This window comes from Micromonospora sp. bgisy143, from assembly GCF_057708145.1.
Window position 1 is genome coordinate 1 of record NZ_JBYIRN010000016.1, and the last position, 23,067, is coordinate 23,067.

A 23,067-nucleotide genomic window follows, 5' to 3' on the forward strand; every position below is an offset into this window, starting at 1 on the left:
CTTGTCGAACAGCAAACCCTGACAACAAAATGTTGCCAAAGGAATCCCAACCAACAACCCACCAAAGCAGGCTGCCAGTCCGGGGTATCAATCATAATTGGCACTGGCTTTACAAGCACCCTGTTGAGTTCTCAAAGAACAACCACACACCGATCAGAAGCCCCACATTCCGTGGAACCCCGTTTCGGGGCAACCGCTCAAACCTACTTGGTCGAACTTTCATTGTCAACCTCGTATTCGAGGCGATCAATCTGGTTCGTCCGGACCCACGATGACGCACGCCGTATCCGGCGGTCGTTACTGTCGTGGGAAGCCGCAGACCGGCCGATCGCCGCTTCGCGGCTCTCCGCCCGGCTCCTGCCGGCTTCAGAACTCTACCCGGTCGGCTTCGCGTCCGCAACCCCGTCTCCGAGGTGTTTCGCACCGCCCGATCTCAGTCTCGCTCGGCGTCTCCGCCACGAGCCTGGCGCCCGCTCTCGGCCGGTTTGTCCGGCCTCCCTCGTGCAGAGAGAAAGTTACGCGGACGGCCCGGAGAAGGCAAATCAGGGTTCATCACTGGTTCGGGGCGAGCCGATCGGCGCGGTGTGCGCCGTGGTCGGCGACGCGACGCGCGTCGACGTGCCAGAGTGTCAGTCATGGATGAGTCCGGGCTGGAAACCGCGGTGTTCGCCGAGGAAGCACTGCTCGGCGTCCTGCTGCCGTTCTGGCAACTGGTGATCGGCGCGGTCGTGCTGGTGGTCCTGGTCTTCTCGGTGGGCCGACTGGCCCGCCGGGGCCGATCCCGGATGACCACCGCCCTGCTGGTCACCGCCGCCGTCATCGCCGGCCTCGCGACGATCGGCGTTCTGCTGGAGGGCTGAGCCTCAGAGCCGGCGGTTGGCGAGGCTCGGCAGCTCGGCCCGGATCACGGCGAGCCGGTCGAGATCGAGGTCGGCCACGGCCACCCCCGGCCCGTCGGGCAGTTGGGTCAGGATCGTCCCCCACGGGTCGACCACCATGCTGCGCCCGAAGCAGGTGCGGCCCGGCTCGTGGTCACCGGTCTGACCGGCCGCCGCCACGAAGCACTGGTTCTCGATGGCCCGCGCCCGCAGCAGAACCTCCCAGTGATCCCGCCCGGTGTGCATCATGAACGCCGCCGGCACCACCAGGAGCTGTGCGCCGCCCTCGGTGGCGAGCCTCCGGTACAGCTCCGGGAAGCGCAGGTCGTAGCAGATCGACAGCCCGACCCGGAGACCCTCCACGTCCACCACGACGGGCTGACTGCCGGGCGCGACGGTCTCCGACTCCCGGTAGGAGACGCGGCCGGGGATCTCCACGTCGTACAGGTGGATTTTGCGGTAGCTGGCGGCCAGGCTGCCGGCGCGGTCGAAGACCAGGGACGTGTTCCAGGTGTGAGCCGGGTCGGGGCCGGCCTCGTGGAACGACCCGGCCAACACCCACATGCCCAGCCGCCGCGCGACGCCCGCGAAGAAGCTGCCCACCTCGCCGTCGACCGGCTCCGGCTCGGGCAGTCCGGCCTCGGGGCCGAGGTAGTCGACGTACTCGGGAAGGATGGCCAGGTCCGCGCCGCCGGCGGCGGCGCGTTCCAGCAGCAGCTCCGCGGCGGCCAGGTTGGCCTTGCGGTCGTCCCGGGCGTTGAGCTGGCAGACGGCGACGCGCATGAGCCCAGAGTACGACCGGACAGGCCGGTGTGGACAGCCTCAGATGCTGGCCAGCACCAGCGCGCCCGCGGCGAACCCGAGGCCGGCGAATTGGACCGGCCGGAGCCGTTCGCGGTCGACGGCGAGCGCGAGCAGTACCGTGCTGGCGGGGTAGAGCGCCGCGATCGCCGCCACGATGCTGAGGTGTCCACGGGCGGCGGCGGCCAGGAAGAGCGCGTTGGCGGCGCTGTCGAGGAGGCCGGCGACGGCCGCCCAGCCCAGCACCCGTCGTCCGAGCCGCAGCCGTACCCCGGTGCCGGCGGCGAGGAGCAGGCCGAACGCGATCGAGCTGGCCCGGACCGCCGCCACCGGCCACATGCCCGCGTTCTCGCTGGCCTGTCCGAGCAGGGTGAAGAAGACGCCGAAGAGCGCGCCGGCCGCGAGGGCGAGCCCGACCAGTCGGGCGGGGACGCTCCGGCGACCGCCGCCCTCGCCGAGGCTGACCAGGGCGATCGCGACCACCGCGAGGCCGGCGCCGGTGAGCGCCGGGGCGCCGGGGAAGGTCGAGGTGAACAGGCCCGCGACGATCGGCACCACGGCGGCGGTGATCGCGGTGACCGGTGCCACCACGGCCATCATCCCGCCGGAGAGTGCCCGGTAGAGCAGCACGATGCCGCCGGCGCCCGCTACCCCCGCGCAGAGTCCCCAGGCGATGTCGGTGGCGGTCGGTGACCCTGGCACCACAAGCACCAGAGCGACCAGCAGCGGGACGCTCAGCAACTGGGAGACCACCGTCACCGCGATCGGGTCGGCGCGGCGGGACGCCTTGCCGCCGGAGAAGTCGGCGGTGCCGAACGCGACTGCGGACACCGCTGCCAGGAGAATGGAGAACATAGCACTGTCGTACCACAATAGTGACCGTGAAGGATAGTTTGATGACCGAGGCAGGTGACCGGGTCAGTGCCGTGACAGCCGCGGTGGCCCGACAGGTACGGGAACTGCGCGCCGCCCGCGGCTGGTCCTTCGAGGAGCTGGCCGGCCGGTCCGGGGTGAGCAAGGCGATGCTCGTGCAGATCGAGAACTCGCGCACCAACCCCAGCGTCGGCACACTGTGCCGGGTCGCCGACGCGTTCGGCGTCAACATCGCCCGGCTGCTCGAGCCCGACGAGGAGCAGACCGTACGGATCAGCTCCACGGCCGACGCACCCGTGCTCTGGCAGGGCGAGCACGGCGGCACCGGACACCTGCTCAGCGGGCTCGGCGAGCCCGACCTCGTCGAGTTGTGGGACTGGCGGCTGGAACCCGGAGAGCGACACCGCTCGGCCGACCATCCCCGGGGCACCCGGGAGGTCCTGCACGTCCTCGCCGGGGCGGTGGTCGTCCACGTGGACGGGCAGGATCACACGGTGCGGGCCGGGGAGACGATCGAGTTCCACGCCGACCGGGAGCACGGCTACCGCAACGACGGCGACGAACCGGTTCGGCTGATGATGGTGACGGTCACCCCGTCGGGCGAGTGGGACCGCCGGACACGGTCACGCCGGCCGCGTCAGTGACGAACGGCCGGCGTGACGTGGAGCGGTTCAGGCCGACTTCTCCTCGCGGTCCCGCCGGGCCCGACGGCCGGTGAACTCGCGCGGAACGATCGTCGGGTTGACGTTCTCCAGGACGACCTCGCGGGTGATCAGCACCCGGGCGGCGTCCGGGTTGCTCGGCACCTCGTACATCGCGGAGAGCAGGACCTCCTCGATGATGGCCCGCAGGCCACGGGCGCCGGTGCCCCGCAGCATGGCCTGGTCGGCGATGGCCTCCAGCGCCGCCTCGTCGAACTCCAGCTCGACGCCGTCCAGCTCGAACAGGCGCTGGTACTGCCGGACCAGGGCGTTACGCGGCTCGGTGAGGATGCGCACCAGGGCGCTGCGGTCCAGGCTGCGCACGTTGGTGATCACGGGGAGCCGGCCGACGAACTCGGGGATTAGCCCGAACTTGAGCATGTCCTCCGGCATGACCTGGCTGAAGATGTCATCCGTCGACCGCTCGGACACCGACCGCAGCCGGGCACCGAAGCCGGTGCCGCCCTGGCCGGTGCGGGACTCGATGATCTGGTCGAGGCCGGCGAACGCGCCACCGCAGATGAACAGCACGTTCGTGGTGTCGATCTGGATGAACTCCTGGTGGGGGTGCTTACGACCGCCCTGCGGCGGGACGTTGGCGACCGTGCCCTCGAGCATCTTGAGCAGGGCCTGCTGCACACCCTCGCCGGAGACGTCCCGGGTGATCGACGGGTTCTCCGACTTACGGGCGATCTTGTCGACCTCGTCGATGTAGATGATGCCGGTCTCGGCCCGCTTGATGTCGTAGTCGGCGGCCTGGATCAGCTTGAGGAGGATGTTCTCCACGTCCTCGCCGACGTAGCCCGCCTCGGTCAGCGCCGTGGCGTCGGCGATCGCGAACGGGACGTTCAGCATCCGGGCGAGGGTCTGTGCCAGGTGGGTCTTGCCGCACCCGGTCGGGCCGAGCAGCAGGATGTTGGACTTCGCCAGCTCGACGGCGTCACTGCCGGAGCCCGGCGCGCCGGCCGCCTCGGCCTGGATGCGCTTGTAGTGGTTGTAGACCGCGACGGCGAGCGCCTTCTTGGCCTGGTCCTGCCCCACGACGTAGTTGTCGAGGAACTGGCAGATCTCCATCGGCTTGGGAAGCTCTTCCCACTTCACCTCGCCGGACTCGGCCAACTCCTCTTCGATGATCTCGTTACAGAGATCGATGCACTCGTCGCAGATGTAGACCCCGGGGCCCGCGATGAGCTTCTTGACCTGCTTCTGCGACTTACCGCAGAAGGAGCATTTCAGTAGGTCGCCGCCGTCACCGATCCGTGCCACCTACGTTCTCCCTGCACTCGTCGGCCGGAGACCCGGCCCTGACCTGCGGACGCTGCGCGCCGCCCGGCTTGGTTCACTTCGTCGACCCGACCGGCGAAGCGGTACGGACCCGACGTTACCCGCTGGCGGGGCATTCTCCGACCCCCAAAACGGGTGTGTCAGAGGCCGGCCGGGAACTACACGCCCCGGCCAACCTCTGACCCGGTACAGCTCAGCTGGCGGAGTGGGTCGCCAGCAGACCCTTCTTCCGGCTGGTCAGAATCGTGTCGACCAGCCCGTACTCCTTGGACTCCTCGGCCGTCATGATCTTGTCACGGTCGATGTCCTTGCGGACCTGCTCGATGGGACGGTTGCAGTGGCGGGACAGCATGTCCTCCAGCTGCGTCCGCATCCGCAGGATCTCCCGGGCCTGGATCTCGATGTCCGAGCCCTGCCCGTAGCCGCCCTCGGTGGCCGGCTGGTGGATGATGATCCGCGAGTTCGGCAGCGCCATCCGCTTGCCCGGGGTGCCCGCCGACAGCAACACGGCCGCGGCGCTGGCCGCCTGCCCGAGGCAGACCGTCTGGATGTCGGGGCGGACGTACTGCATGGTGTCGTAGATCGCCGTCATCGCGGTGAACGAGCCACCCGGCGAGTTGATGTACATGATGATGTCGCGGTCCGGGTCGGTGCCCTCCAGCGTCAGCAGCTGGGCCATCACGTCGTTGGCCGACGCGTCGTCCACCTGGACGCCGAGGAAGATGATCCGGTCCTCGAAGAGCTTGTTGTACGGGTTCGACTCCTTGACCCCGTACGACGTACGCTCGACGAACGACGGCAGCACGTAGCGGTTGTGCACGGCCGCGAACTGGGGCGGCAGGCTCAGGTCGGTCATCGTCAGCTCCTCAGCTCAGGGTCCCGGCGCCATCCGGAACCTGAGCGGCCCCGATGATCACCTTGTCGATGAAGCCGTAGTCCATGGCCTCCTGGGCGGTGAACCAACGGTCCCGGTCCGAGTCCGCCTCGATCTGCGACTGGTCTTGGCCGGTGTGGTGCGCGACCCGCTCCTGGAACATCCGCTTCGTGTAGAGCATCTGCTCCGCCTGGATGGCGATGTCGGACGCCGTGCCGCCCAGACCACCGGACGGCTGGTGCATCATGATCCGGGCGTGCGGCAGGGCGTAGCGCTTGCCCTTGGTGCCCGCGCAGAGCAGCAGCTGACCCATCGAGGCCGCCATGCCCATCGCCACGGTCGACACGTCGTTGTCGATGAACTGCATGGTGTCGTAGATCGCCATGCCCGAGTAGACCGAACCACCCGGCGAGTTGATCCACAGGTTGATGTCGCGGTCCGGGTCCTCCGCGGCGAGCAGCAGCAGCTGCGCGCAGATGCGGTTGGCGACCTGGTCGGTCACCTCACTGCCCAGGAAGATGATGCGCTCCTTGAGCAACCGGTTGTAGACCGAGTCGTCGAGGTTGCCAATGGAGTCGCCACCGCGCGCGTCAATCGCCCGGAGCGACTTCTTGGGGATGTGCATGTCGGTCATGGCAGCCCTTCGCTCTCCGTACCGTCTTTCCCGACACTAACCGCTGTGCGGGGCGGCAGAGTCCCGGTCGGGGCACTGTTCGCTCTCAGCGCAGCTGTGTCGGGCACCCGCGGCGCGGGCCTTCCGGGCGTACCCCGGAAAGGGTTTGGCCGCCGTGCACCGCGCAGCGGCGGACGGCGGCCGCACCCGACGATCAGTGCTCGTGGTTGTGCTCGGCCTCGTTGGCGGCGCGCAGCGCGTCCAGGGTGACCGGGTTACCGGCCGAGTCCTTGATCGTGATGCGCTCCATGACGGCCGCGAGCGCCTTGCCACGCCGCACGTCACCGAAGACCGCGGCGGCGGCGCCGGAGCGCACCAGCTGGTCGTAGTACTGCTGCGGGGCCATCCCGGCGCGCTGCGCCCGGTGCACGATCTCGTGCCCGAACTCGTCGTCGGAGACCTGCACGTCCTCCGCGTCGGCCAGCGTGTCGAGCAGGAGCTGCACCTTGACGCCCTCGGTGGCCGCCTCGGTCAGCTCGGTGTCGATCTGCTCCTCGGTCTTCTCCTCGGCCGCGAGGTATTCCTCCAGGGAGGCGCCGATCCGCTCGAGCTGGTCGACCATCGCCTGCTTACGGCTGGCGACCTCCTCGCGCACCACGCCCTCCGGCGCCGGCACCTCGGCGGCCTCGACCAGCTGCGCCAGCGCCTTGTCGCGGGCGGCGTAGATCTGCTCGACCTGCTTGCCCTGGGTGACCCGGGCCCGCAGGTCGCCGCGCAGCTCGTCGATCGTGTCGAACTCGCTGGCCATCTGCGCGAACTCGTCGTTCAGCTCCGGCAGCTCCTTCTCCTTGACCGTGCGCACGGTCACCGCCACGTCGGCGTCGCGGCCGGCGAAGTCGCCGCCCACGAGCTGGGTGGTGAAGGTGGTGCTGTCGCCGGCGGCGAGGCCGACCACGGCCTCGTCCAGGCCCGGCAGGAGCTGCTTGCTGCCCACCTCGTGGGAGATGTTGCTGGCCTGACCGCCCGGCACGTCCTCGCCGTCGACGGTGGCGTTCAGGTCGATCTGCACGTAGTCGCCCTCGGCGGCGGCCCGCTCGACCGTCTTGAGGGTGGCGAACCGCTCCCGCAGGTTCTTGACCTGCTCGTCGATCTCGCTGTCGTCGATCTGCAGCTCGTCGACGGTCACCTCGATGGTCGAGGCGTCCGGGATGGTGATCTCCGGGCGGACGTCGACCTCGGCGGTGAAGTTCAGCGAGTCACCGTCGTTGAACTCGGTGATCTCGACCTCGGGACGCCCCAGCGTCTTCAGGTCGTGCTCGCGCACCGCGGCCATGATGTTCTCCGGGATGGCCTCCTGGACCGCCTCGTTGAGGACGGTGCCCCGGCCCACCCGCTGGTCGATCACCGCGGTCGGCACCTTGCCCCGGCGGAAGCCCGGGACCTGGACCTGCGAACCGATCTCCCGGTACGCCTTCTTGAGGCTCGGCTCGAGCTCGACGAACGGCACCTCGATGGCGAGCCGCACGCGCGTCGGGCTCAGAGTCTCGACGGTGCTCTTCACAGGCGTACTCCTTGACGGATCTGGGTTTGATTCTGGGCCTTCGATTGGCCCATCGAGTGTAGGCGAGCCGGCAGGGCCGGCTCGCAGCGCCCGGGGCGACCCGGACGCGGACGACAGTCGGGGTGGCGGGATTTGAACCCACGGCCCCTCGCTCCCAAAGCGAGTGCGCTACCAAGCTGCGCCACACCCCGTGGCGACGTGCAGTCTATGCCGTCGCCGCGCCTCAGGCAGTGCCGGGGCGTCCGCCACCCGGACAGATCACCCATCTCGCCCCTTTGTGCCCCCCCGAGATCCGCGCGCCTCCACTCCCCAAGATCCGCACAACATCGGGGAAACTGCGGCTTCCCGGCGCGGGGATGCCACAACTTCGGTGTTGTTGTGCGGATCTTGAGGGGCGTCGCGCGACGTCGCGACGACACGACGCCGCGGGGGCGGCGGCGCGGTCGCGCGCCCACGACCGGCATTGGGTACGCTGTCCGCGCGCGCCCCGTTCCGGCGGGGCCGAGCGCGGGCGTAGCTCAATGGCAGAGCTTCAGTCTTCCAAACTGACGGTGCGGGTTCGATTCCCGTCGCCCGCTCCAAGGAACCTCCGGCCCGACGTCCGAGCTGTCCTGGACGGCCGGCGTCATGCCTCGTGGACGCTCACGGCGGCGCGGTGGTGGCGGGGCGTCTCCACCTCGTCGAGCAGCGCGATGGCGAAGTCCGGGTAGCTGATCCGGCTGGCCGGGTCACCGTGCTCGGCGAACCGGTAGCGGCCGGTACGCGTGCCGCCGTGCTCGAAGTCGCCGGCGGGTGCCACGTATGCCCAGTCGAGGTCGCAGGCCCGGAGCTCGTCGAGGCCCGCCGCGTGGCCGAGGTAGAAGGAGCGGTACTCGTCGGGGTAGCCGGGCTCGTCCATCAGGGCGACGCCGGACGCGCCGGGCATGATCGAGGCGAGGCCGACGACCAGCAGGCGGCGTACGCCCGCCTCCGCGAGGCCGGCGGCCAGGGCGCGGGACGAGGTCGGAAAGAAGTCGTGCGGTGGCCGGGACAGGTCGACGGCGGCACTGATCGCGGCGTCCTGCCCGACGGCCGCGTGCGCGACGCTCGCGGCGTCCGTGACGTCACCGGGCATCAGGTGCGCGTCGACCAGGTCGGCGTGGGCCGCCGGGTCGCGCACCACGGCGGTGACCCGGTGGCCGCGTCGGTGCGCCTCGGCGACGGCCTGCCGCCCGGCCCGGCCGCCCGCGCCGAAAACCACGATGTTCATGCCGAACGCCTTTCCCCAGGGCCGGAGCCCGTGCGCCCGGCCGGTTCGACGACGCTATCGCCGGGCCTGGTTACCACCGGGATACCAGCTACCGTCGGACCATGAGGCAACCCCTGCCCGCCGACATGTTCGACGAGCTGTGCCCCTCCTCGCTCAATCCGATCCGGTTCGGTGACAAGTGGGCGGCGCTCATCATCCGCTGCCTGGAACACGGGCCGCGCCGGTTCTCCGAGCTGCGGGTGCCGCTGCGTCGCGTCACCCCCAAGGTCCTCACGCAGTCGCTGCGCTCGCTCGAACGCGACGGGTTGGTCACCCGCACCGTCCACGCCGGAGCTGCCGCGCACGTCGAGTACGAGCTGACGCCGGTGGGCCGCAGCATGCTCGAACCGATCGCGGTCGCGTGCGCCTGGGTGGCGCAGCACTGGGACGAGCTGCTTGACGCCCGTGAGGCGTACGACAGCGGGACGGACGCACGGTGACCGGCGTCCGTCCCGTGCGGGCGGGACGGACGCCGGTCTCCCCTGTTCCGGGTCAGTTCGTCGGCACCAGCAAGTAGGCCCGGCGCGCGCGGTCACCGCCCTGGGCGCAGTCGGTCGGGCAGGCGAAGCCGACGATGACGCCGTCGTCGTTGACGTCCTCGGCGGAGCGGAGCGTCACCGTCGACGGGAGGTTCGCCACGCGGGTGTTCAGGTCGACCATCCGACCGCCCTGCCACAGGAACGCCCGCTCGTTGTAGGACCCGTCGCCGCTGGTCCGGGCGATGCCCACCACCTGGCCGGTCTCGTTCACGGCCCGCGCCTCGGAGTAGTTGCCGCCGAGGGAGCCGAGGTCGCGGATGGTGCCGTTGCGCCAGAGCGTGGCGCGCAACTGGCCGCTCGTGTTCTGCGAGATGCCGACGACGTGACCCCGGTCGTTGATGTCCCGGGCGTACGTCGACTCCGTGACACCGCCCAGGGTGCCGAGGTCCGTGAGCGCCCCGCCCCGGTAGACGAAGGCGTGCAGGCCACCGCCGGGCACGGCGGCGCCGCCCACCACGTGCCCGGCGGAGTTCACGCCGTACGCGATGCTGTCCGTGCCCCAGGGGCCCGCCTGACCGCCGAGCGTGCCCAGGTCGATGACCTTGCCGTCGCGCCAGACGACCGCCCGGGTCGGTGCCCCCTGCTGCTCGAACCGGGTGCCGACCACCACGCCGTCGTCGTTGACGTCGTTCGCCGCGCTACCGCTGCCCGCCCCGTAGCCGGTGCCGAGGTCGGCCATCACCCCGCCGGAGTACCGGAAGGCGTGCGGAGGGTCGGTGGCGTTGACGTGGGTGGCCCCGACGACGACGCCCCGCTCGTTGACACCCGCCGCGGAACTCGCGCCGTACGTGCCGGCGTACCGGGCGCCCAGGTCGGTCATCACCCCGTTCGTCCAGGCGAACGCGTGGAAGTTGTAGACACCGTCGATCGTGGAGACGCCCACCACGGTACGGGCGTTGTTGAGGGCGTAGCCGTCGCTGGTGCGCGGCTCCCCCGTACTCGGCACACCGAGCGTGCCCAGGTCCACGAAGGTGTACGTGGGCAGCGCCACCGCTGCCGTCGCAACCCCCGGCGCGGTCACCACCGCGCTGGTGAGCACGATCAGGAAGGCCAGACTTCTCCGTAGTCGACTCATCGACGGTCCCCTCGTTGGCTACGCATGAGGGAATGATGTCGGTCGAAATCGCCGGATGACCTTACGCCGCCCTTACCGATCAGCGCCCTTGACATGTGTCGATCCGTGCACTGGTGTAAGGACCACACGCATCGACGTCCGTCACAGGAGGGCACATGATCGTCCGACGACGGTGGACGGCTGCCGCCACCACAGCGATCCTGATCAGCGCGGCGCTGTCCCATCCCGGTCCCGCGACGGCGGCACCCGCCGCCGACAGCACACCGATCACCCTGACCGCCACCGAGACCGCGCTGGTCCGGGTGCAGTTACGCGACCAGGCCCAGCTCGACCGGCTCGTCGCCACCGGCGCCGACCTGGCCAACCGACCCCGGACCCGGGACGGGCGGATCCTCGCCGACCTGGTGCTGACCGGCGCGCAGCTCGCCGACCTCACCGCCCAGGGCGCCACCGCCACGCAGGTCGTGCAGCGGGCCGGCGACGGCAGCCGGCACTTCGCCGAGAGCGTCCGCGCGGCGCGGGCGCGTACCGCCGCCGGACTGGGCGCCCCGGCCGCCGGCCAGCGGACGGCAGCGGCCGTCGGGGTCGACACCCTCGCGGTGCAGCAGGCGTACTGGTGGACCACCGGTGGGCAGACGTTCCTCCAGGCGCAGGTGGCCACCACCGCCACCGACGACCCGGACGTCGAGATCACCGTCAGCTGGCGGACCGCGGACGGCGCCACCGGGTCGTTCCCGCTCTACCGGTTCGAGGACTCGGGTGAGTACCAGTACCACTACAACCTCCCCCAGCCGGTGCCGAGCCGGCCGGTCCAGTTGACCGCGACCTCCAGCCTCGGCGGGGTCAGTCGGGCCGTCACACCGACGCTGTGGCCGAACGCCACCCCGCCGCCGCTGCCCGCCGGCTACCAGAAGGACTTCATCGACGCGTACCTGACGCCGGTGGACATCCAGGCGCGGATCAAGCGGCTCGCCCGCCAGTACCGGGACCTGGTGGACGTCATCGACCTGCCGAACAGGACCCAGGGGTACCGCCGGACCGCCGTCGCGTACCTGGGCGACCCGGCGGTCGCCGCCGTGGTCGTGGAGTCGGTCCGCTTCGGCGACCAGGGCATGAACGGTGTCCAGGTGCGCACGGTCGACCCGGGTCGCCCCAACCGGCCACTGTCCGTCGGCTACCGCGACCGGGTCCTCACGGTCAGCCTCGCCACCGACGCCGCAGGCAAGACGGTGAGCACCACCGACGACGTCGCGGCGGCCATCAACGGCCGGCAGGCGAACCGGTTCCGGGCCACCGTCGAGGACGGCTCGACCGGGCTGCCGATGCCGGTCGCCGGACCGGCCCGGCTCGACGACGGGCTCCAGGGCACCGAGGTGCCGGCGAAGCCGTGGACGGTGCAGGCGCTACGCCTCGGCGTGCACCGGGACGGCTCCCGGATCGGCGTGCTGGCGTACTCCCAGGAGCACGCCCGGGAGTGGGCCACCCCGCTGGTGACGCTGGAGTTCGCCGAACGGATGCTGGCGAACGCCCGTACCGACCCGGCCACCCGTGAGCTGCTGGAACAGGTCGACGTGTTCGTCATCCCGACGGTCAACCCGGACGGGGCGAACTACTCGTTCAACGACTACAACTTCCAACGCAAGAACCTGGTCAACCACTGCACCGGGTCGGCCCGGGACCCGAGGTACCGCACCTCGTGGGGCGTCGACCTGAACCGCAACTACACCGTCGGGTCGTACTTCGACGGGTACGTGGGGGCCAGCGGAAACTGCCTCTCCGGCAACTACGCCGGCACCGCGGAGCTGTCCGAGGCCGAGAGCGGCAACGTGATCGCGCTGGCCAGGGCCCACCCGAACATCAGGTTCGCGATGAACGTGCACTCCTACGGCGGGTACTTCATGTGGCCGCCGGGCGCGTACCGGGCCGACGGGCGGATCACCCTGCCCCGGCCGTCGATCGACGAGTCGACGCTGTTCCTGAACAGCGCCCGGCGGATCGTCAGCGCCATCGCGCAGGAACGCGGCACGGTCACCTGGCCGTCGCAGACCGGCCCGGTCGCCGACGTGCTCTACTCCGCCGCCGGCAACTCGGCCGACCAGCTCTACTACGAGCTGGGCATCTTTGCCTGGGACTTCGAGGTCGGCAACGACCGCTGGAACCCGACCACCGGCGAGTGGGAGGGCGTCGGCTTCCAGCCGCCGTTCGACGAGGCGCACGGCGAGTCCCAGGAGTACGCGGGCGGCCTGGTCGAACTGGTCCGGGTGGCCCGCGACCACGCCGCCGCCGAGGCCTCCCGGGGCTGACCTCCCCGGCCGTGGACCCCGAACGACGGACGCACCGGCCGGCCGCGGATGAACCGTGGCCGGACGGGTAAGCAGCGGCCTTGCCTGGTGGGGAGACGACCGGGTGCACGGGCGGGCGGCGCTTCGCCGGCCCGCCCGTGCACGCTCGTCACACGTTCGAGGTGATCCAGTTCCAGGCCGAGACGACCCACTCGGTCTGCTGGAGCCAGGCCACGCCCAGACCGACGAGGAAGACCGCGGTGGCCAGGTGCGCGCCCCGCGCGCTGCGTCGTACCCGCCCGAGCTGCCGCTCCAGCACCAACCGGCCGACCACCCGGGCCAGCGCGAACAGGCCGACCGCCACCAGCAGGCTCAGCACCAGCACCAGCAGCGGGCCGGACAGGTCGCCGCCGCCGGAGAGCGCCCAGATGCCCCAGCACACGAAGGCGAACAGTCCACCCGCCGCGCTCCACTCGCCGCCGCGCCGCAACTGCGCCAGACGCCAGCTCAGCGGCCGGCGCGGGGTCGGCTCGCCCGGCCAACCGGTACCGGTCGGCTCCTGCTCGACCACCGGGAACGGCTCGGTACGTGGGCTGCGCGGTTGGCCCACCGGCGCCACACCCCGGCGGAAGCCGTCCCGCTGCGGCGGCACCCCGACGCCGGCCTGCGGTGGAACCTCGACGGTGCGCTCCGCCCACGGCTGCGTCTGGTCTGCCATCTCGTCCTCCCCCTGACGGGCGGCGTCAGCACCGCCCGAATCCGAGGGTAGCCAGCCGGCAAATCGGTCGCCGACCGCCGTCCGGCGCGAACCCGGCACGAGGTTCTGGCGGTCAAGATCGGCACAACGTCCCCGATACTGCTGCCTCCGACGCTCGGAAGGCAGCGGTATCCCCGATCTTGTGCGGATCTTGACGGCGTCGGGAGGTACGGTCGGACGATGGGTGACCCGGACCGACGCAGGCGACGGCTGCGCCACCACTCCGACTCCGACCCGGCCGCGCGGAGCACCGACGGCTCGACGGCCAGCACGGCCGGCGTCCACGACGGCGGGGACCCACCGCCGCGCCGTCGCGGGACCGGTGGCGACGATCGCGACGGCGAGCGGGGACTACGCGGGCTGGTCGGCTCCGGCTCGTCCCAGGTGGGTCTGAGCGCGGCGCTACGGGCGCGGGACGCCGCCCGGCCGAGCGACGACGACCTCGCCGAAGCGGAGGCCCGGGTGGTGGTGGTGCGCCGCAACTGGGTGCCCCGCGAGGACCTGCCCCGCTCGCCGCGCTGACGGCGAACGGGCCAGACAACAACACGGTCAGGGCAGGTCGGGCAGTTCCCGGGTCTGCTCGTACGCGGCGACCTGGGTGATCCGGCGGGCGTGCCGCTCGTTGCCGGAGAACGGCGTGTTCAGGAACGCCTCGACGATGCCGGTGGCCTCATCCAGGGTGTGCTGGCGGGCGCCCACCGCGACGACGTTCGCGTCGTTGTGCTGCCGGGCGAGCTGAGCCGTCTCGACGCTCCAGGCCAGGGCGGCACGGACCCCGGCGACCTTGTTCGCGGCGATCTGCTCGCCGTTGCCGGAGCCGCCGATGACGACCCCCAGGGAGGTCTCGTCGGCGACCACCCGGTCACCGGTGTGCAGGCAGAACGTCGGGTAGTCGTCGTCCGGGTCGTAGCTGTGCGGGCCGACGTCGACCACGTCGTACCCCTGCTTGGCCAGGTGGTTGGCCAGGTGCACCTTCAACTCGAAACCGGCGTGGTCGGATCCCAGGTAGACGCGCATACGGGGCAGTCTGTCAGGCCGCGTTCCGAAGCGCCGCAGGGGCGGCGCTTCGGAGGCGGGTACGTCACACGGTCGGGCGGTGCGCGGTCAGTGCGGCAGTTCGGCGACCACCAGGCCGCCGCGTGCCTTCGGGGTGAACCAGGTGCTCTTGCGGGGCATCTTCTCTCGGGCCAGGTTCACCGCGACGAAGTCCGCCACGGTCACCGGCGCGATGAGGATGGCCAGCTCGGCCCGGCCGGCGTCGACCTCCCCGGTGAGCCAGCTCGCCGGGTAGTCGCCGCCCACGTAGGTGATCCGCTTGTCGCCCGGGTCCAGCCCGAGGGCGTCGCGCAGCAGCAGCCGCTCGACCAGGGCGTGGTCCAGGTTTTCCAGGCGGGCGTCGGCGGTGGCGGGCAGGCGTACCGCGTACCCCTGGTCGGGAAGCCGGAGGTGGACGGTGCCGCCGGCCGCCGGGACCTCGACCGGGCCGTCGATCGGCGCGACCTCGGCGCCCGCGGCGCGCAACCGGTCGAGCAGCTCGCCCGGCGTGGTGGTCAGCTCGCTGACCAGCCGGTTGTACGGCTGGATGGCCACCGACGCCGGGGTGGTCACCACGGCCAGGAAGCGCGACAACCCGCCGGTCTGGGCGGCCAGGCTGCGGTGGTTGCCGTCGGCCACGACCAGCTCGCCGCCGCCCGCCAGGGCGGTCAGCGCGTCCTGCTCGGCGCCCGGGCCGAGCAGCCAGATGGCGTGGGTGCGGCCCGCCTGGTCGGTGTCGGTCGCGGCCGGCGCCCCGGCCGCGTCGGTCGCCGCCGCGAGCGCGGCGTGCAGCTCGTCGCCACTTCCGGTCTGCAGCAGGAGTACGGGTGAGAGCAGGTGACCCAGCGCCTCGGCCAAGGCGACGCGCTCGCGCACCTTGGCGATGAACACGTCCTCGTTGCGGATGACCAGGCCCGGCTCGTCGGCGCTGGTGGAGATCTGGTCGGTGTCCACCATCGCGAACAGCCCGTACGCGGGCTCCTCACCCGGGGCGCTGATCCGGTACAGCACGATCACCTGCTCGGCGGGGGTGTAGCTGCCGTCGTCCTTGGCCTCGGCGAGCCGGGCCACCGAGGCCGGCAGCGCGTCGAGGAACGACGTCCCCAGGCTCTCCGGAGCACGGTGCGGCATCTCGATGCCGAGGGCACTGTGCGGGTTCGCCTCGATGATCGCGGTGATCTCCGCGTCGTCGGCGAACTCGTCGTAGTTCTGCGCGCCGGTGCCGCCAGTGGTGATCCAGGCCCGGGCGATCGGATGCACGACCGTCATGCCCCTGACGCTACCGGCGTCGACGTTCCGGACGACGGGGACCCGCGCGGCGTCCACCAGTTGAAAGCGCCCGGGGCGTCGGTCTGCGGTCAGCCGGCGCGGCCGGACGCGCCGTTGTGCCGGCGGTGCCGCCCGGCGACCACCGGTCCGGCGTTGCCGCGCCGGCCGCCCCCGACGGGCCCGGCGATCGAGTTGCGACGCGGCGTGGCGGGCGGCCCCGGCACGGGACGCTCGGGCGGCGGCGCCGGCACGGGCCGCGGGTTCAGCGGCGGGGTCGGCACGGGACGCGGCGCGGTGGGTGCCGGCGGGGGTGGGGCGGGCTCGGCCGGCGCGGCCGCCACCCCGACCGGTTCCGGCGTCGGCACGACCGAGGTCGCCGGCACCGGCGTGGACGTCGCCGGCGCGGGCGACACCGGCACGGGCGCGACCCGCGCGGGTGTCAGGCGCGAGGTGACCGGCACCCGGGCCACGCCGACCACGATGGGTGGCGCGAGCAGGTCCGCCACGTCGGCGGGAAGGTCGGGGCGGACCGTCGGCCAGCGGGAACCGTCGACCGACCAGTACGCCGCGCCGGGAGTCTCGATCACCCCCTGCCGGGTCAACTGATCGTCACCGGACGCACGGTGCTTGGCCATCGGGATTGCCTCCACGAGCTGCGGTGTGCGGCCCTGCGGGTCGCTGCGGCGGACACCGAGGGAAACGACGCCGCCCGCCCACCGGTGACGCCAGGACCGCGTGGTGTGTCCCCGCGTCCGGCGCGGCGCGCCCCGCCCACGGGGGTGGACGGGGCGCGTGCGGTCGTGGTCAGTCGAAGATCGGGGACTCCTCGCGGGTGCGCTTGAGCTCGTAGAAGCCGGGGGTGCCGGCGACCAGGAGGACGCCGTCCCAGAGCCGTCCGGCGGCCTCGCCCTTCGGGCGCGGCGTGATCACCGGGCCGAAGAACGCGACCGGACGGCCGTCCGGGCCGGGGGCGTGGACGACCGGGGTCCCGACGTCCTGTCCGACGGGGCGCATGCCGGCCTCGTGGCTGGCCCGCAGCGCCTCGTCGTACTCGGTGCTGTCGGCGGCGGCGGCCAGCGCCGGGTCCAGGCCGGCCTCGGTCAGCGCGGCGGCGAACAACTCCGGCCCGAGCTGCTCCTTGCCGAGGTGGATGCGGGTGCCGAGCGCGGTGTAGAGCGCACGGAGCACGTCCGAGCCGTAGCGCTGCTCGGCGGCGATGCACACCCGCACCGGGCCCCATCCGTTGTCCATCAGTTCCCGGTACTGCTCCGGCAGGTCCCGACCCTCGTTGAGCACCGAAAGACTCATGACGTGGTAGCGGATGTCCACTTCGCGGACCTGCTCGACCTCCAGCAGCCAGCGGGAGGTGATCCACGCCCACGGACAGATTGGGTCGAACCACATGTCGGCGGTGACACGATCGGTCACGGTGAGGTCCCTTCACGACGGGTGGCGCCGGCAGTCCGGCGTCTCACCTCGAATACTCACCCCACGCCGCGTCGGCCGGCACCCGAATGAGAGCGTGACCTCGACCACCGATGGCCGGCCGTACGTGGAAGACTCGGACCGGGCCGGACGTCACAAGCGGTCGGCAGACGGGCGCCGCCGGGCGTACGGCGAGACGTGGGATGGAGACGAACAGTGCCGGGAGTGCGTAACCTGACGCAGGTCGAGGCGACCGAGCGGGCCCGCCTGCTCGAGGTGACCGGGTACGACATCAGGCTGGACCTGTCGACCGCCGTGCTGGCCGCCGACGGCCGCACCTTCCGGTCGACGACCGAGGTCAGGTTCCGCTGCGCCGAACCGGGGGCGAGCACGTTCATCGAGGTGGCCGCCGAGTCGGTGCGGTCCGCCACGCTGAACGGCGCACCGGTGGACCTGGCCGACTGGTCGGCCGAGAAGGGCCTGACCCTGTCCGGGCTGGCCAGCGAGAACACCCTGGTCGTCGACGCGGACTTCGCCTACTCCAACAGCGGGCAGGGGCTGCACCGCACGGTCGACCCGGTCGACGGGGAGACGTACCTCTACAGCCAGTTCGAGACGGCCGACGCGCAGCGGGTCTTCGCCTGCTTCGACCAGCCCGACCTCAAGAGCGTCTACACCTGGCACGCGACGGTCCCGGCGCACTGGCGGGTCGTGTCCAACATGCCGGTGCAGCGCGAGGAGCCGGCCGGCGAGGACCTGAAGACCCTCCACTTCACCGAGTCGCCCCGGATGAGCACCTACATCACCGCGCTCTGCGCCGGCCCGTACCACGAGGTGCGCGACACCCACGACGGCATCGACCTGGGGGTGTTCTGCCGGGCGTCGATGTCGCGCTACCTGGACTCCGACGACCTGTTCCTCATCACGAAGCAGGGCTTCGACTTCTTCCACGAGAAGTTCGGGGTGCGCTACCCGCTGCCGAAGTACGACCAGCTCTGGGTGCCCGACTTCAACGCCGGCGCGATGGAGAACTTCGGCTGCGTGACGCACGCCGAGTCGCACTACCTCTACCGCTCGCAGGTCACCGACTACGAGTACGAGCAGCGGGCCAACACGATCCTGCACGAGCTGGCGCACATGTGGTTCGGTGACCTGGTCACCATGCGCTGGTGGAACGACCTGTGGCTGAACGAGTCGTTCGCCGAGTGGGCCAGCCACTGGTGCAACACCAACGCCACCCGGTTCACCGAGGCGTGGACGACGTTCCTGTCGATCCGCAAGAACTGGGGTTACCGGCAGGACCAGCTCTCCTCCACCCACCCGGTCTACACCGAGATGCCGGACATGGAGGCCGTCGAGGTCAACTTCGACGGCATCACCTACGCCAAGGGCGCGAGCGTGCTCAAGCAGCTCGTCGCGTACGTGGGCGAGGAGCCGTTCGTGGCCGGGCTGCGGGCGTACTTCGGCAAGCACGCGTGGGGCAACGCCACCTTCGACGATCTGCTCACCGAGCTGGAGGCGGCCTCGGGCCGGGAGCTGCGCAAGTTCGCGGCGCAGTGGCTGGAGACCGCGCAGGTGAACACGCTGCGCCCGGAGGTGACCATCGGCACCGACGGCACGTACGAGCAGGTGGTCGTCCGGCAGGAGGCGCCGACAGCGTACCCGACGCTGCGTACGCACCGGATCGGCGTGGGCCTGTACGACCTGGCCGACGGCCGGTTGGTCCGCCGCGAACGGTACGAGGTGGACGTGACCGGTGAGCGGACCGACCTCGCCGAACTGCGTGGCGTCCGGGCGGCCGACGTGCTGCTGCTCAACGACGACGACCTGAGCTACACCAAGCTGCGCCTGGACGACCGGTCGATGGCGACGGTGGTGCAGCACATCGGTGGCTTCGAATCGTCGCTGGCCCGCGCGCTGTGCTGGACCGCGGCGTGGGACATGACCCGGGACGCCGAGCTGGCGACCCGCGACTACGTGGCGCTGGTGCTGGCCGGGCTGCCCGCCGAGACCGACATCAACCTGGTCACCGCCACCCTGCGCCAGGCCACCACCGCGCTGACCCTCTACGCCGACCCGGCGTGGGCGGCCACCGGCTGGGCAGGGCTGGCCCGCACGGCCAAGGACGCGCTCGCCGCCGCCGAGCCGGGCAGCGGCTTCCAACTCGCCTGGGCCCGGGCGTTCACCTCGGCGGCCCGCTCCGAGGAGGACCTGGCCACCCTGCGCGGCTGGCTGGACGGAACCGGCACGCCGGACGGGCTGACCGTGGACACCGAGCTGCGCTGGACGGTGCTCGGCGCGCTGGTCGCCAACGGCGCGGCCGGCGCCCCCGAGATCGAGGCGGAACTGGCCGGCGACCGTACGGCCAGCGGCGAGCGGGAGGCCGCGTACGCGCACGCGCTGGTGCCGACGGCGGAGAACAAGGCCGCCGTGTGGGCGCTGCTGACCGGCCCGGACGCGCTGCCGAACTGGCGGAACCGGGCGCTGTTGCAGGGCCTGGCCCACCCGGCGCAGGTGGAGCTGGTCACCCCGTACCGGGAGAAGTACTTCGCGACGGTCGGCCAGGTGTGGGCGAGCCGGGACAGCGAGCCGGCGCAGGAGTTCGCCCAGCTCGCGTACCCGACGTACCTGGTGGACGACGACACCGTGGCCGCCACCGACGCGTGGCTGGCCGGGGACGGCAACCCGGCGCCGCTGCGTCGCCTGGTCGCCGAAGGCCGGGACGGCGTGCTGCGGGCGCTCAAGGCCCGCGCGAAGGACGCCGCGACCGCCTGAGCATCGTTCCAGCCCGGGGCCGGCGTGGATGCAATCCCGCGCCGGCCTCGGGCATTATCGTGACAGGAGGAGGTGGACGTGATGGCACAGCCGACCTACGAGTGGCGGCCCCCCGCGGGTGCGTGGCGCGAGCAGGACCTGTCCGACCTGCCTGAGGATGGGAACCGCTACGAGATCATCGACGGGAGCCTGCACGTGACCCCTCCGGCCGACGATGATCACCACGAACTGGCCGACCACATCCGGACTGCCATGGGAGCTGCGGCACCAGATGGCTGGCGGGTCATTCGTGAGATCGGGCTAAAGCTGCCGTCGGGTAACCTCATTCCGGATGTGACCGTATTGAAGCCGCACACCCCACGTGGTGTGCGTTGGCATCAACCGGAGGGCGTCAGCCTCGTTGTCGAGGTGGAGTCGCCGACGAGCCGTCGCCACGATCGCTTCACCAAGCCGGCCCTCTACGCCGAGGCGGGTATCGCGCACTACTGGCGGGTGGAGCGTGGCGACTTCGGCCCGGTCGTCTACCGCTACCGCCTCGTCAAGGACGTGCACTACGACCTGGTCGGCACCATCGGACCGGATGACGCGGTGACCGTGGACGAGCCGTGGCAGATGAGGTTGGACCCGTCCTCCTGGCCGCGCTGAGGCAAGCCTGAGACGTTGAAGCCCGACTCACCGTGCGGTGGGTCGGGCTTCGTCGTACGAGATCACGCTCGAACATGGAAATAGGGGCATCCCACGTCGCGGATGCCCCTATTTCCTGGATCTTGCGCGTGCGGCGCGGCCGGATCAGCCCTTGCCGGCGTGGCTGGCGAGCTGGTCGAGGCCGTTGATGATGCCGCCGGCCAGGTCGCCGCCGCTGAACGCGCCGACCATCGAGAGCGCGGCCAGCTTGGCGTACGTGTCGGGGATGCGCTTGCGCGCGTGCCGCCCGGTGACGATCTCCAGCTGGCGCTGGTTCGGCGACACGGCGATCAGCACCGACTTGTCCGGGTCGGCGAGCTGGCGGTGCAGCCGCTGGGCGTGCTCGCGGATCGGCTCGTCGAGGCCGCCGACGAACACCGAGAAGACCAGCCCGGTGCCCTGGTCGGCCAGGCGCAGGGCCTCGTCGATGCGCAGCAGCTGTCGGGTCGAGAAGGGCCCGTCCAGCACCTCGGGCGGATTCTCCGTCCCGGTCTGCTTCTCACCAACGGTCACTTGCGCCTCCGGTTCCACCGGCCGGCGCCTCGACGCTGGCCTGCTCAAGCTTGTGGCTGGTCAGCGCGGGCGCCTGCGCGCCCGCCGTCAGCGCGGTGCCGGCCGAGTCGGCCAGCTGCTCCGGGCGGCCCAGGAACCAGACCGGAGTGAAGTCGAAGGGCCGGCCCGGCCGGTAGCGCTTGGCGCCACCACCACCGCCGGTGGCACCCCCACGGCTACCGGCGTACGACAGGCCGGCGATCACCAGCACTGCCGCCAACGGGATGCCGACGAAGACCAGCACCGTCTCGGTAACAGACAATCCCAACGCCCCCAGGCGGAAGAAGGACCTCGAACAAGCGGGTCGGATGGACGATCATGATGGCGACCGGCCAACTCCGTCGCCATTCACGTTAGCGGAGTCGACGGCCCGCCAGATTGCGGGGTGCCGATCCCATCCGTCACTGGCGTACTCCAGTTGCGCAGCGGTAGCGATCAGCCGCGCGTCGTCGCCGTACCGGCCGGTGAGCAGCACCCCGACGGGCAGGCCGTCGGTGGTCGTGGTGGCCAGGGGCAGCGAGACCGAGGGGTCGCCGGTGACGTTGAAGATGGCGCAGTAGGGCGAGAAGCGGCGCTGCCGGTCGAAATCGGCCGCCGGGTCGCCGTCGGCGGTGAACCAGCCGACGGGCGCCTGCGGGGCGGCCAGGGTGGGACAGAGCAGCAGGTCGCAGTCGGCGGTGCGGGCCGCGCCGAGGCGTACCTGCGCCTGTAGCTCGCCGAGGGTCGCGGTGAGCGTCCCGGCGGACACCTCGGCGCCCCGGGCGCGCAGCAGCCGGGTCAGCGGCAACAACTCCGGCTCACGGTGCGTCGGCACCGGGGCGAGCGCCAGGACGTACCAGATGATCTCGAACAGCGGCCACACCGCCGGCGTGAGCGGCGGCGGCACCTCGACCACCTCGTGGCCGGCGGCGGTGAGCAGCGCGGCGGCGGAGTCGACGGCCGCGACGCAGTCGGGGTGCACCGGCTCGTCGGCGAGCATCGGCGTGGTGAACCGGCCGATCCGCAGGCGGCCGGGCTCGGCCCGGCGGGCGGCGGCCAGGTATCCGCCGGGCGGCGCGGGCGGCGGCAGGTAGGGCTCGCCGGGCACCGGGACGGCCATGACGTCGAGCAGCGCGGCGACGTCGGCCACCGTCCGCCCGAGCGGACCGCTGGTGGGCAGCCCGAACGCGCCGGAGCCGAGCGGCCCGCCGGAGACCAGGCCACGGCTCGGCTTGTAGCCGACCAGACCGCAGAGCGACGCCGGGATGCGCAGCGAGCCGCCACCGTCGGACCCCTGGGCGACCGGCACCAGGCCGGCCGCGACCGCCGCCGCCGCGCCGCCGCTGGAACCACCGGCGGTGTACGCCAACTGCCACGGATTGCGGGCCGGTGGCGCGACGCGGCCCTCCGAGTAGAGCGAACAGCCCAGCTCGGAGGTGGTTGTCTTGCCGAGGCTGACCAGGCCGGCGGCCTTGATGAACCGGACCACGTCGGCGTCGACCGGCGGAACGAAGTCGGCGAAGGCGGCCGAACCGAAGGTGGTGCGTACCCCGGCGGTCAGGGTGAGGTCCTTGAAGGCGGTCGGTACGCCGTGCAGCGGGCCGCGCGCCTCGATGGGCACCGCGTCGGCGGCGCGCGCGGCCTGCCGGGCGAGGTCCGGCGTGACCGTGACGAACGCGCCCACGGTGTCGCCGAGCGCCGCGACCCGGCGCAGGTAATGCTCGACCAGCTCGACGCTGGACAGCTCGCCGCGGGCGACGGCGGCGGCCTGCTCCAACGCGGTCAGGTCGTGCGGCTCGGCCATCTCCTCATCCTGCCCGCT

The 23,067-nt window shown here is 71.5% G+C and carries 23 protein-coding genes and 2 tRNA genes; 8 read left to right on the top strand and 17 right to left on the bottom strand.

The annotated features are described in order from the left end of the window. The first annotated feature begins 635 nt into the window (after positions 1-635). Positions 636-860 (top strand): hypothetical protein, encoded by a 225-nt coding sequence (locus tag AC3EN4_RS19080; RefSeq protein WP_435207162.1) that lies wholly within the window; start codon positions 636-638, stop codon positions 858-860. Between the two features lie 3 nt (positions 861-863). Here the strand turns inward: AC3EN4_RS19080 and AC3EN4_RS19085 are convergent, their stop codons facing one another. Beyond that, positions 864-1,661 carry a carbon-nitrogen hydrolase family protein gene (locus AC3EN4_RS19085; RefSeq protein ID WP_435207163.1) on the bottom strand — a complete coding sequence of 266 codons (798 nt, stop codon included), beginning with the start codon at positions 1,659-1,661 and terminating at the stop codon, positions 864-866. A gap of 39 nt (positions 1,662-1,700) precedes the next feature. Next, complete coding sequence (locus tag AC3EN4_RS19090; protein ID WP_435207164.1) at positions 1,701-2,534, bottom strand: EamA family transporter; 834 nt, start codon at positions 2,532-2,534, stop codon at positions 1,701-1,703. Between the two features lie 41 nt (positions 2,535-2,575). On the opposite strand from AC3EN4_RS19090, the gene AC3EN4_RS19095 reads away from it, so the two are divergent. Further along, positions 2,576-3,196, top strand: a complete 621-nt coding sequence (locus AC3EN4_RS19095) for a helix-turn-helix domain-containing protein (RefSeq protein ID WP_435207165.1) — start codon at positions 2,576-2,578, stop codon at positions 3,194-3,196. A 27-nt stretch (positions 3,197-3,223) separates the two neighbouring features. On the opposite strand, the gene clpX is transcribed toward AC3EN4_RS19095, so the two are convergent. The 5 genes from clpX to AC3EN4_RS19120 form a co-directional block, all read right to left on the bottom strand. Then, complete coding sequence (clpX, locus tag AC3EN4_RS19100; protein ID WP_421472742.1) at positions 3,224-4,519, bottom strand: ATP-dependent Clp protease ATP-binding subunit ClpX; 1,296 nt, start codon at positions 4,517-4,519, stop codon at positions 3,224-3,226. Positions 4,520-4,730: 211 nt separating this feature from the next. Next, a complete protein-coding gene (locus AC3EN4_RS19105) occupies positions 4,731-5,393 on the bottom strand; it encodes an ATP-dependent Clp protease proteolytic subunit (protein WP_357133539.1) in 663 nt (220 codons plus the stop codon). Between the two features lie 10 nt (positions 5,394-5,403). Further along, positions 5,404-6,045 carry an ATP-dependent Clp protease proteolytic subunit gene (locus tag AC3EN4_RS19110; RefSeq protein WP_088988027.1) on the bottom strand — a complete coding sequence of 214 codons (642 nt, stop codon included), beginning with the start codon at positions 6,043-6,045 and terminating at the stop codon, positions 5,404-5,406. 193 nt (positions 6,046-6,238) lie between these two features. Then, positions 6,239-7,585, bottom strand: a complete 1,347-nt coding sequence (tig, locus tag AC3EN4_RS19115) for a trigger factor (protein ID WP_435207166.1) — start codon at positions 7,583-7,585, stop codon at positions 6,239-6,241. A gap of 117 nt (positions 7,586-7,702) precedes the next feature. After that, a tRNA-Pro gene (locus AC3EN4_RS19120) sits at positions 7,703-7,776 on the bottom strand. 316 nt (positions 7,777-8,092) lie between these two features. Here AC3EN4_RS19120 and AC3EN4_RS19125 point away from each other — a divergent pair. Further along, positions 8,093-8,166, top strand: a tRNA-Gly gene (locus AC3EN4_RS19125). Between the two features lie 44 nt (positions 8,167-8,210). Here the strand turns inward: AC3EN4_RS19125 and AC3EN4_RS19130 are convergent. Then, a complete protein-coding gene (locus AC3EN4_RS19130; RefSeq protein WP_435207167.1) occupies positions 8,211-8,834 on the bottom strand; it encodes an NAD(P)-dependent oxidoreductase in 624 nt (207 codons plus the stop codon). A gap of 101 nt (positions 8,835-8,935) precedes the next feature. Between AC3EN4_RS19130 and AC3EN4_RS19135 the strand changes: the two genes are divergently transcribed. After that, positions 8,936-9,313: a winged helix-turn-helix transcriptional regulator gene (locus tag AC3EN4_RS19135; protein ID WP_435207168.1), complete on the top strand. Its 378-nt coding sequence runs from the start codon at positions 8,936-8,938 to the stop codon at positions 9,311-9,313. A gap of 52 nt (positions 9,314-9,365) precedes the next feature. On the opposite strand, the gene AC3EN4_RS19140 is transcribed toward AC3EN4_RS19135, so the two are convergent. After that, positions 9,366-10,487 carry a hypothetical protein gene (locus AC3EN4_RS19140; protein ID WP_435207169.1) on the bottom strand — a complete coding sequence of 374 codons (1,122 nt, stop codon included), beginning with the start codon at positions 10,485-10,487 and terminating at the stop codon, positions 9,366-9,368. A gap of 155 nt (positions 10,488-10,642) precedes the next feature. Between AC3EN4_RS19140 and AC3EN4_RS19145 the strand changes: the two genes are divergently transcribed. Beyond that, a complete protein-coding gene (locus tag AC3EN4_RS19145) occupies positions 10,643-12,790 on the top strand; it encodes a M14 family zinc carboxypeptidase (RefSeq protein ID WP_435207170.1) in 2,148 nt (715 codons plus the stop codon). 148 nt (positions 12,791-12,938) lie between these two features. On the opposite strand, the gene AC3EN4_RS19150 is transcribed toward AC3EN4_RS19145, so the two are convergent. Continuing rightward, positions 12,939-13,487, bottom strand: coding sequence for a hypothetical protein (locus tag AC3EN4_RS19150; protein ID WP_435207171.1), 549 nt, complete (start codon positions 13,485-13,487; stop codon positions 12,939-12,941). A 219-nt stretch (positions 13,488-13,706) separates the two neighbouring features. Here AC3EN4_RS19150 and AC3EN4_RS19155 point away from each other — a divergent pair, with 219 nt between their 5' ends. Then, the gene (locus AC3EN4_RS19155; protein ID WP_435207172.1) at positions 13,707-14,048 is read left to right on the top strand and encodes a hypothetical protein; all 342 of its coding nucleotides are present in this window, start codon (positions 13,707-13,709) and stop codon (positions 14,046-14,048) included. A gap of 27 nt (positions 14,049-14,075) precedes the next feature. Here the strand turns inward: AC3EN4_RS19155 and AC3EN4_RS19160 are convergent, their stop codons facing one another. From AC3EN4_RS19160 to AC3EN4_RS19175, 4 genes are all read right to left on the bottom strand, one after another. Further along, positions 14,076-14,543, bottom strand: a complete 468-nt coding sequence (locus AC3EN4_RS19160; protein ID WP_422736507.1) for a ribose-5-phosphate isomerase — start codon at positions 14,541-14,543, stop codon at positions 14,076-14,078. 87 nt (positions 14,544-14,630) lie between these two features. Continuing rightward, positions 14,631-15,830: a DUF1015 family protein gene (locus tag AC3EN4_RS19165; protein ID WP_435207173.1), complete on the bottom strand. Its 1,200-nt coding sequence runs from the start codon at positions 15,828-15,830 to the stop codon at positions 14,631-14,633. Between the two features lie 89 nt (positions 15,831-15,919). Then, positions 15,920-16,465, bottom strand: a complete 546-nt coding sequence (locus tag AC3EN4_RS19170) for a hypothetical protein (RefSeq protein ID WP_435207174.1) — start codon at positions 16,463-16,465, stop codon at positions 15,920-15,922. A 169-nt stretch (positions 16,466-16,634) separates the two neighbouring features. Next, positions 16,635-17,258, bottom strand: coding sequence for a mycothiol-dependent nitroreductase Rv2466c family protein (locus AC3EN4_RS19175; RefSeq protein ID WP_435207175.1), 624 nt, complete (start codon positions 17,256-17,258; stop codon positions 16,635-16,637). Between the two features lie 222 nt (positions 17,259-17,480). On the opposite strand from AC3EN4_RS19175, the gene pepN reads away from it, so the two are divergent. After that, positions 17,481-20,030 carry an aminopeptidase N gene (pepN, locus tag AC3EN4_RS19180; protein ID WP_435207176.1) on the top strand — a complete coding sequence of 850 codons (2,550 nt, stop codon included), beginning with the start codon at positions 17,481-17,483 and terminating at the stop codon, positions 20,028-20,030. 81 nt (positions 20,031-20,111) lie between these two features. Then, positions 20,112-20,675, top strand: a complete 564-nt coding sequence (locus tag AC3EN4_RS19185; RefSeq protein WP_435207177.1) for a Uma2 family endonuclease — start codon at positions 20,112-20,114, stop codon at positions 20,673-20,675. A gap of 144 nt (positions 20,676-20,819) precedes the next feature. Here the strand turns inward: AC3EN4_RS19185 and AC3EN4_RS19190 are convergent, their stop codons facing one another. The 3 genes from AC3EN4_RS19190 to AC3EN4_RS19200 are packed head-to-tail and all read right to left on the bottom strand — an operon-like array spanning position 20,820 to position 23,049. After that, positions 20,820-21,227: a DUF5130 family protein gene (locus AC3EN4_RS19190; protein WP_422736513.1), complete on the bottom strand. Its 408-nt coding sequence runs from the start codon at positions 21,225-21,227 to the stop codon at positions 20,820-20,822. Next, a complete protein-coding gene (ctaJ, locus tag AC3EN4_RS19195) occupies positions 21,214-21,528 on the bottom strand; it encodes an aa3-type cytochrome oxidase subunit CtaJ (protein WP_433114935.1) in 315 nt (104 codons plus the stop codon). Before ctaJ ends, AC3EN4_RS19190 begins: the two co-directional genes overlap by 14 nt. A 54-nt stretch (positions 21,529-21,582) precedes the next feature. Next, positions 21,583-23,049, bottom strand: coding sequence for an amidase (locus AC3EN4_RS19200; RefSeq protein ID WP_435207178.1), 1,467 nt, complete (start codon positions 23,047-23,049; stop codon positions 21,583-21,585). Between the last annotated feature and the right edge of the window lie 18 nt (positions 23,050-23,067).

Excerpts from the sequence above, each read along its gene's own strand:
- AC3EN4_RS19080 (WP_435207162.1), top strand. The coding sequence starts at position 636 with ATGGATGAGTCCGGGCTGGAAACCGCGGTGTTCGCCGAGGAAGCACTG.
- AC3EN4_RS19085 (WP_435207163.1), bottom strand. The coding sequence starts at position 1,661 with ATGCGCGTCGCCGTCTGCCAGCTCAACGCCCGGGACGACCGCAAGGCC.
- AC3EN4_RS19090 (WP_435207164.1), bottom strand. The coding sequence starts at position 2,534 with ATGTTCTCCATTCTCCTGGCAGCGGTGTCCGCAGTCGCGTTCGGCACC.
- AC3EN4_RS19095 (WP_435207165.1), top strand. The coding sequence starts at position 2,576 with ATGACCGAGGCAGGTGACCGGGTCAGTGCCGTGACAGCCGCGGTGGCC.
- AC3EN4_RS19105 (WP_357133539.1), bottom strand. The coding sequence starts at position 5,393 with ATGACCGACCTGAGCCTGCCGCCCCAGTTCGCGGCCGTGCACAACCGC.
- AC3EN4_RS19110 (WP_088988027.1), bottom strand. The coding sequence starts at position 6,045 with ATGACCGACATGCACATCCCCAAGAAGTCGCTCCGGGCGATTGACGCG.
- AC3EN4_RS19130 (WP_435207167.1), bottom strand. The coding sequence starts at position 8,834 with ATGAACATCGTGGTTTTCGGCGCGGGCGGCCGGGCCGGGCGGCAGGCC.
- AC3EN4_RS19135 (WP_435207168.1), top strand. The coding sequence starts at position 8,936 with ATGAGGCAACCCCTGCCCGCCGACATGTTCGACGAGCTGTGCCCCTCC.
- AC3EN4_RS19140 (WP_435207169.1), bottom strand. The coding sequence starts at position 10,487 with ATGAGTCGACTACGGAGAAGTCTGGCCTTCCTGATCGTGCTCACCAGC.
- AC3EN4_RS19145 (WP_435207170.1), top strand. The coding sequence starts at position 10,643 with ATGATCGTCCGACGACGGTGGACGGCTGCCGCCACCACAGCGATCCTG.
- AC3EN4_RS19150 (WP_435207171.1), bottom strand. The coding sequence starts at position 13,487 with ATGGCAGACCAGACGCAGCCGTGGGCGGAGCGCACCGTCGAGGTTCCA.
- AC3EN4_RS19155 (WP_435207172.1), top strand. The coding sequence starts at position 13,707 with ATGGGTGACCCGGACCGACGCAGGCGACGGCTGCGCCACCACTCCGAC.
- AC3EN4_RS19160 (WP_422736507.1), bottom strand. The coding sequence starts at position 14,543 with ATGCGCGTCTACCTGGGATCCGACCACGCCGGTTTCGAGTTGAAGGTG.
- AC3EN4_RS19165 (WP_435207173.1), bottom strand. The coding sequence starts at position 15,830 with ATGACGGTCGTGCATCCGATCGCCCGGGCCTGGATCACCACTGGCGGC.
- AC3EN4_RS19170 (WP_435207174.1), bottom strand. The coding sequence starts at position 16,465 with ATGGCCAAGCACCGTGCGTCCGGTGACGATCAGTTGACCCGGCAGGGG.
- AC3EN4_RS19185 (WP_435207177.1), top strand. The coding sequence starts at position 20,112 with ATGGCACAGCCGACCTACGAGTGGCGGCCCCCCGCGGGTGCGTGGCGC.
- AC3EN4_RS19200 (WP_435207178.1), bottom strand. The coding sequence starts at position 23,049 with ATGGCCGAGCCGCACGACCTGACCGCGTTGGAGCAGGCCGCCGCCGTC.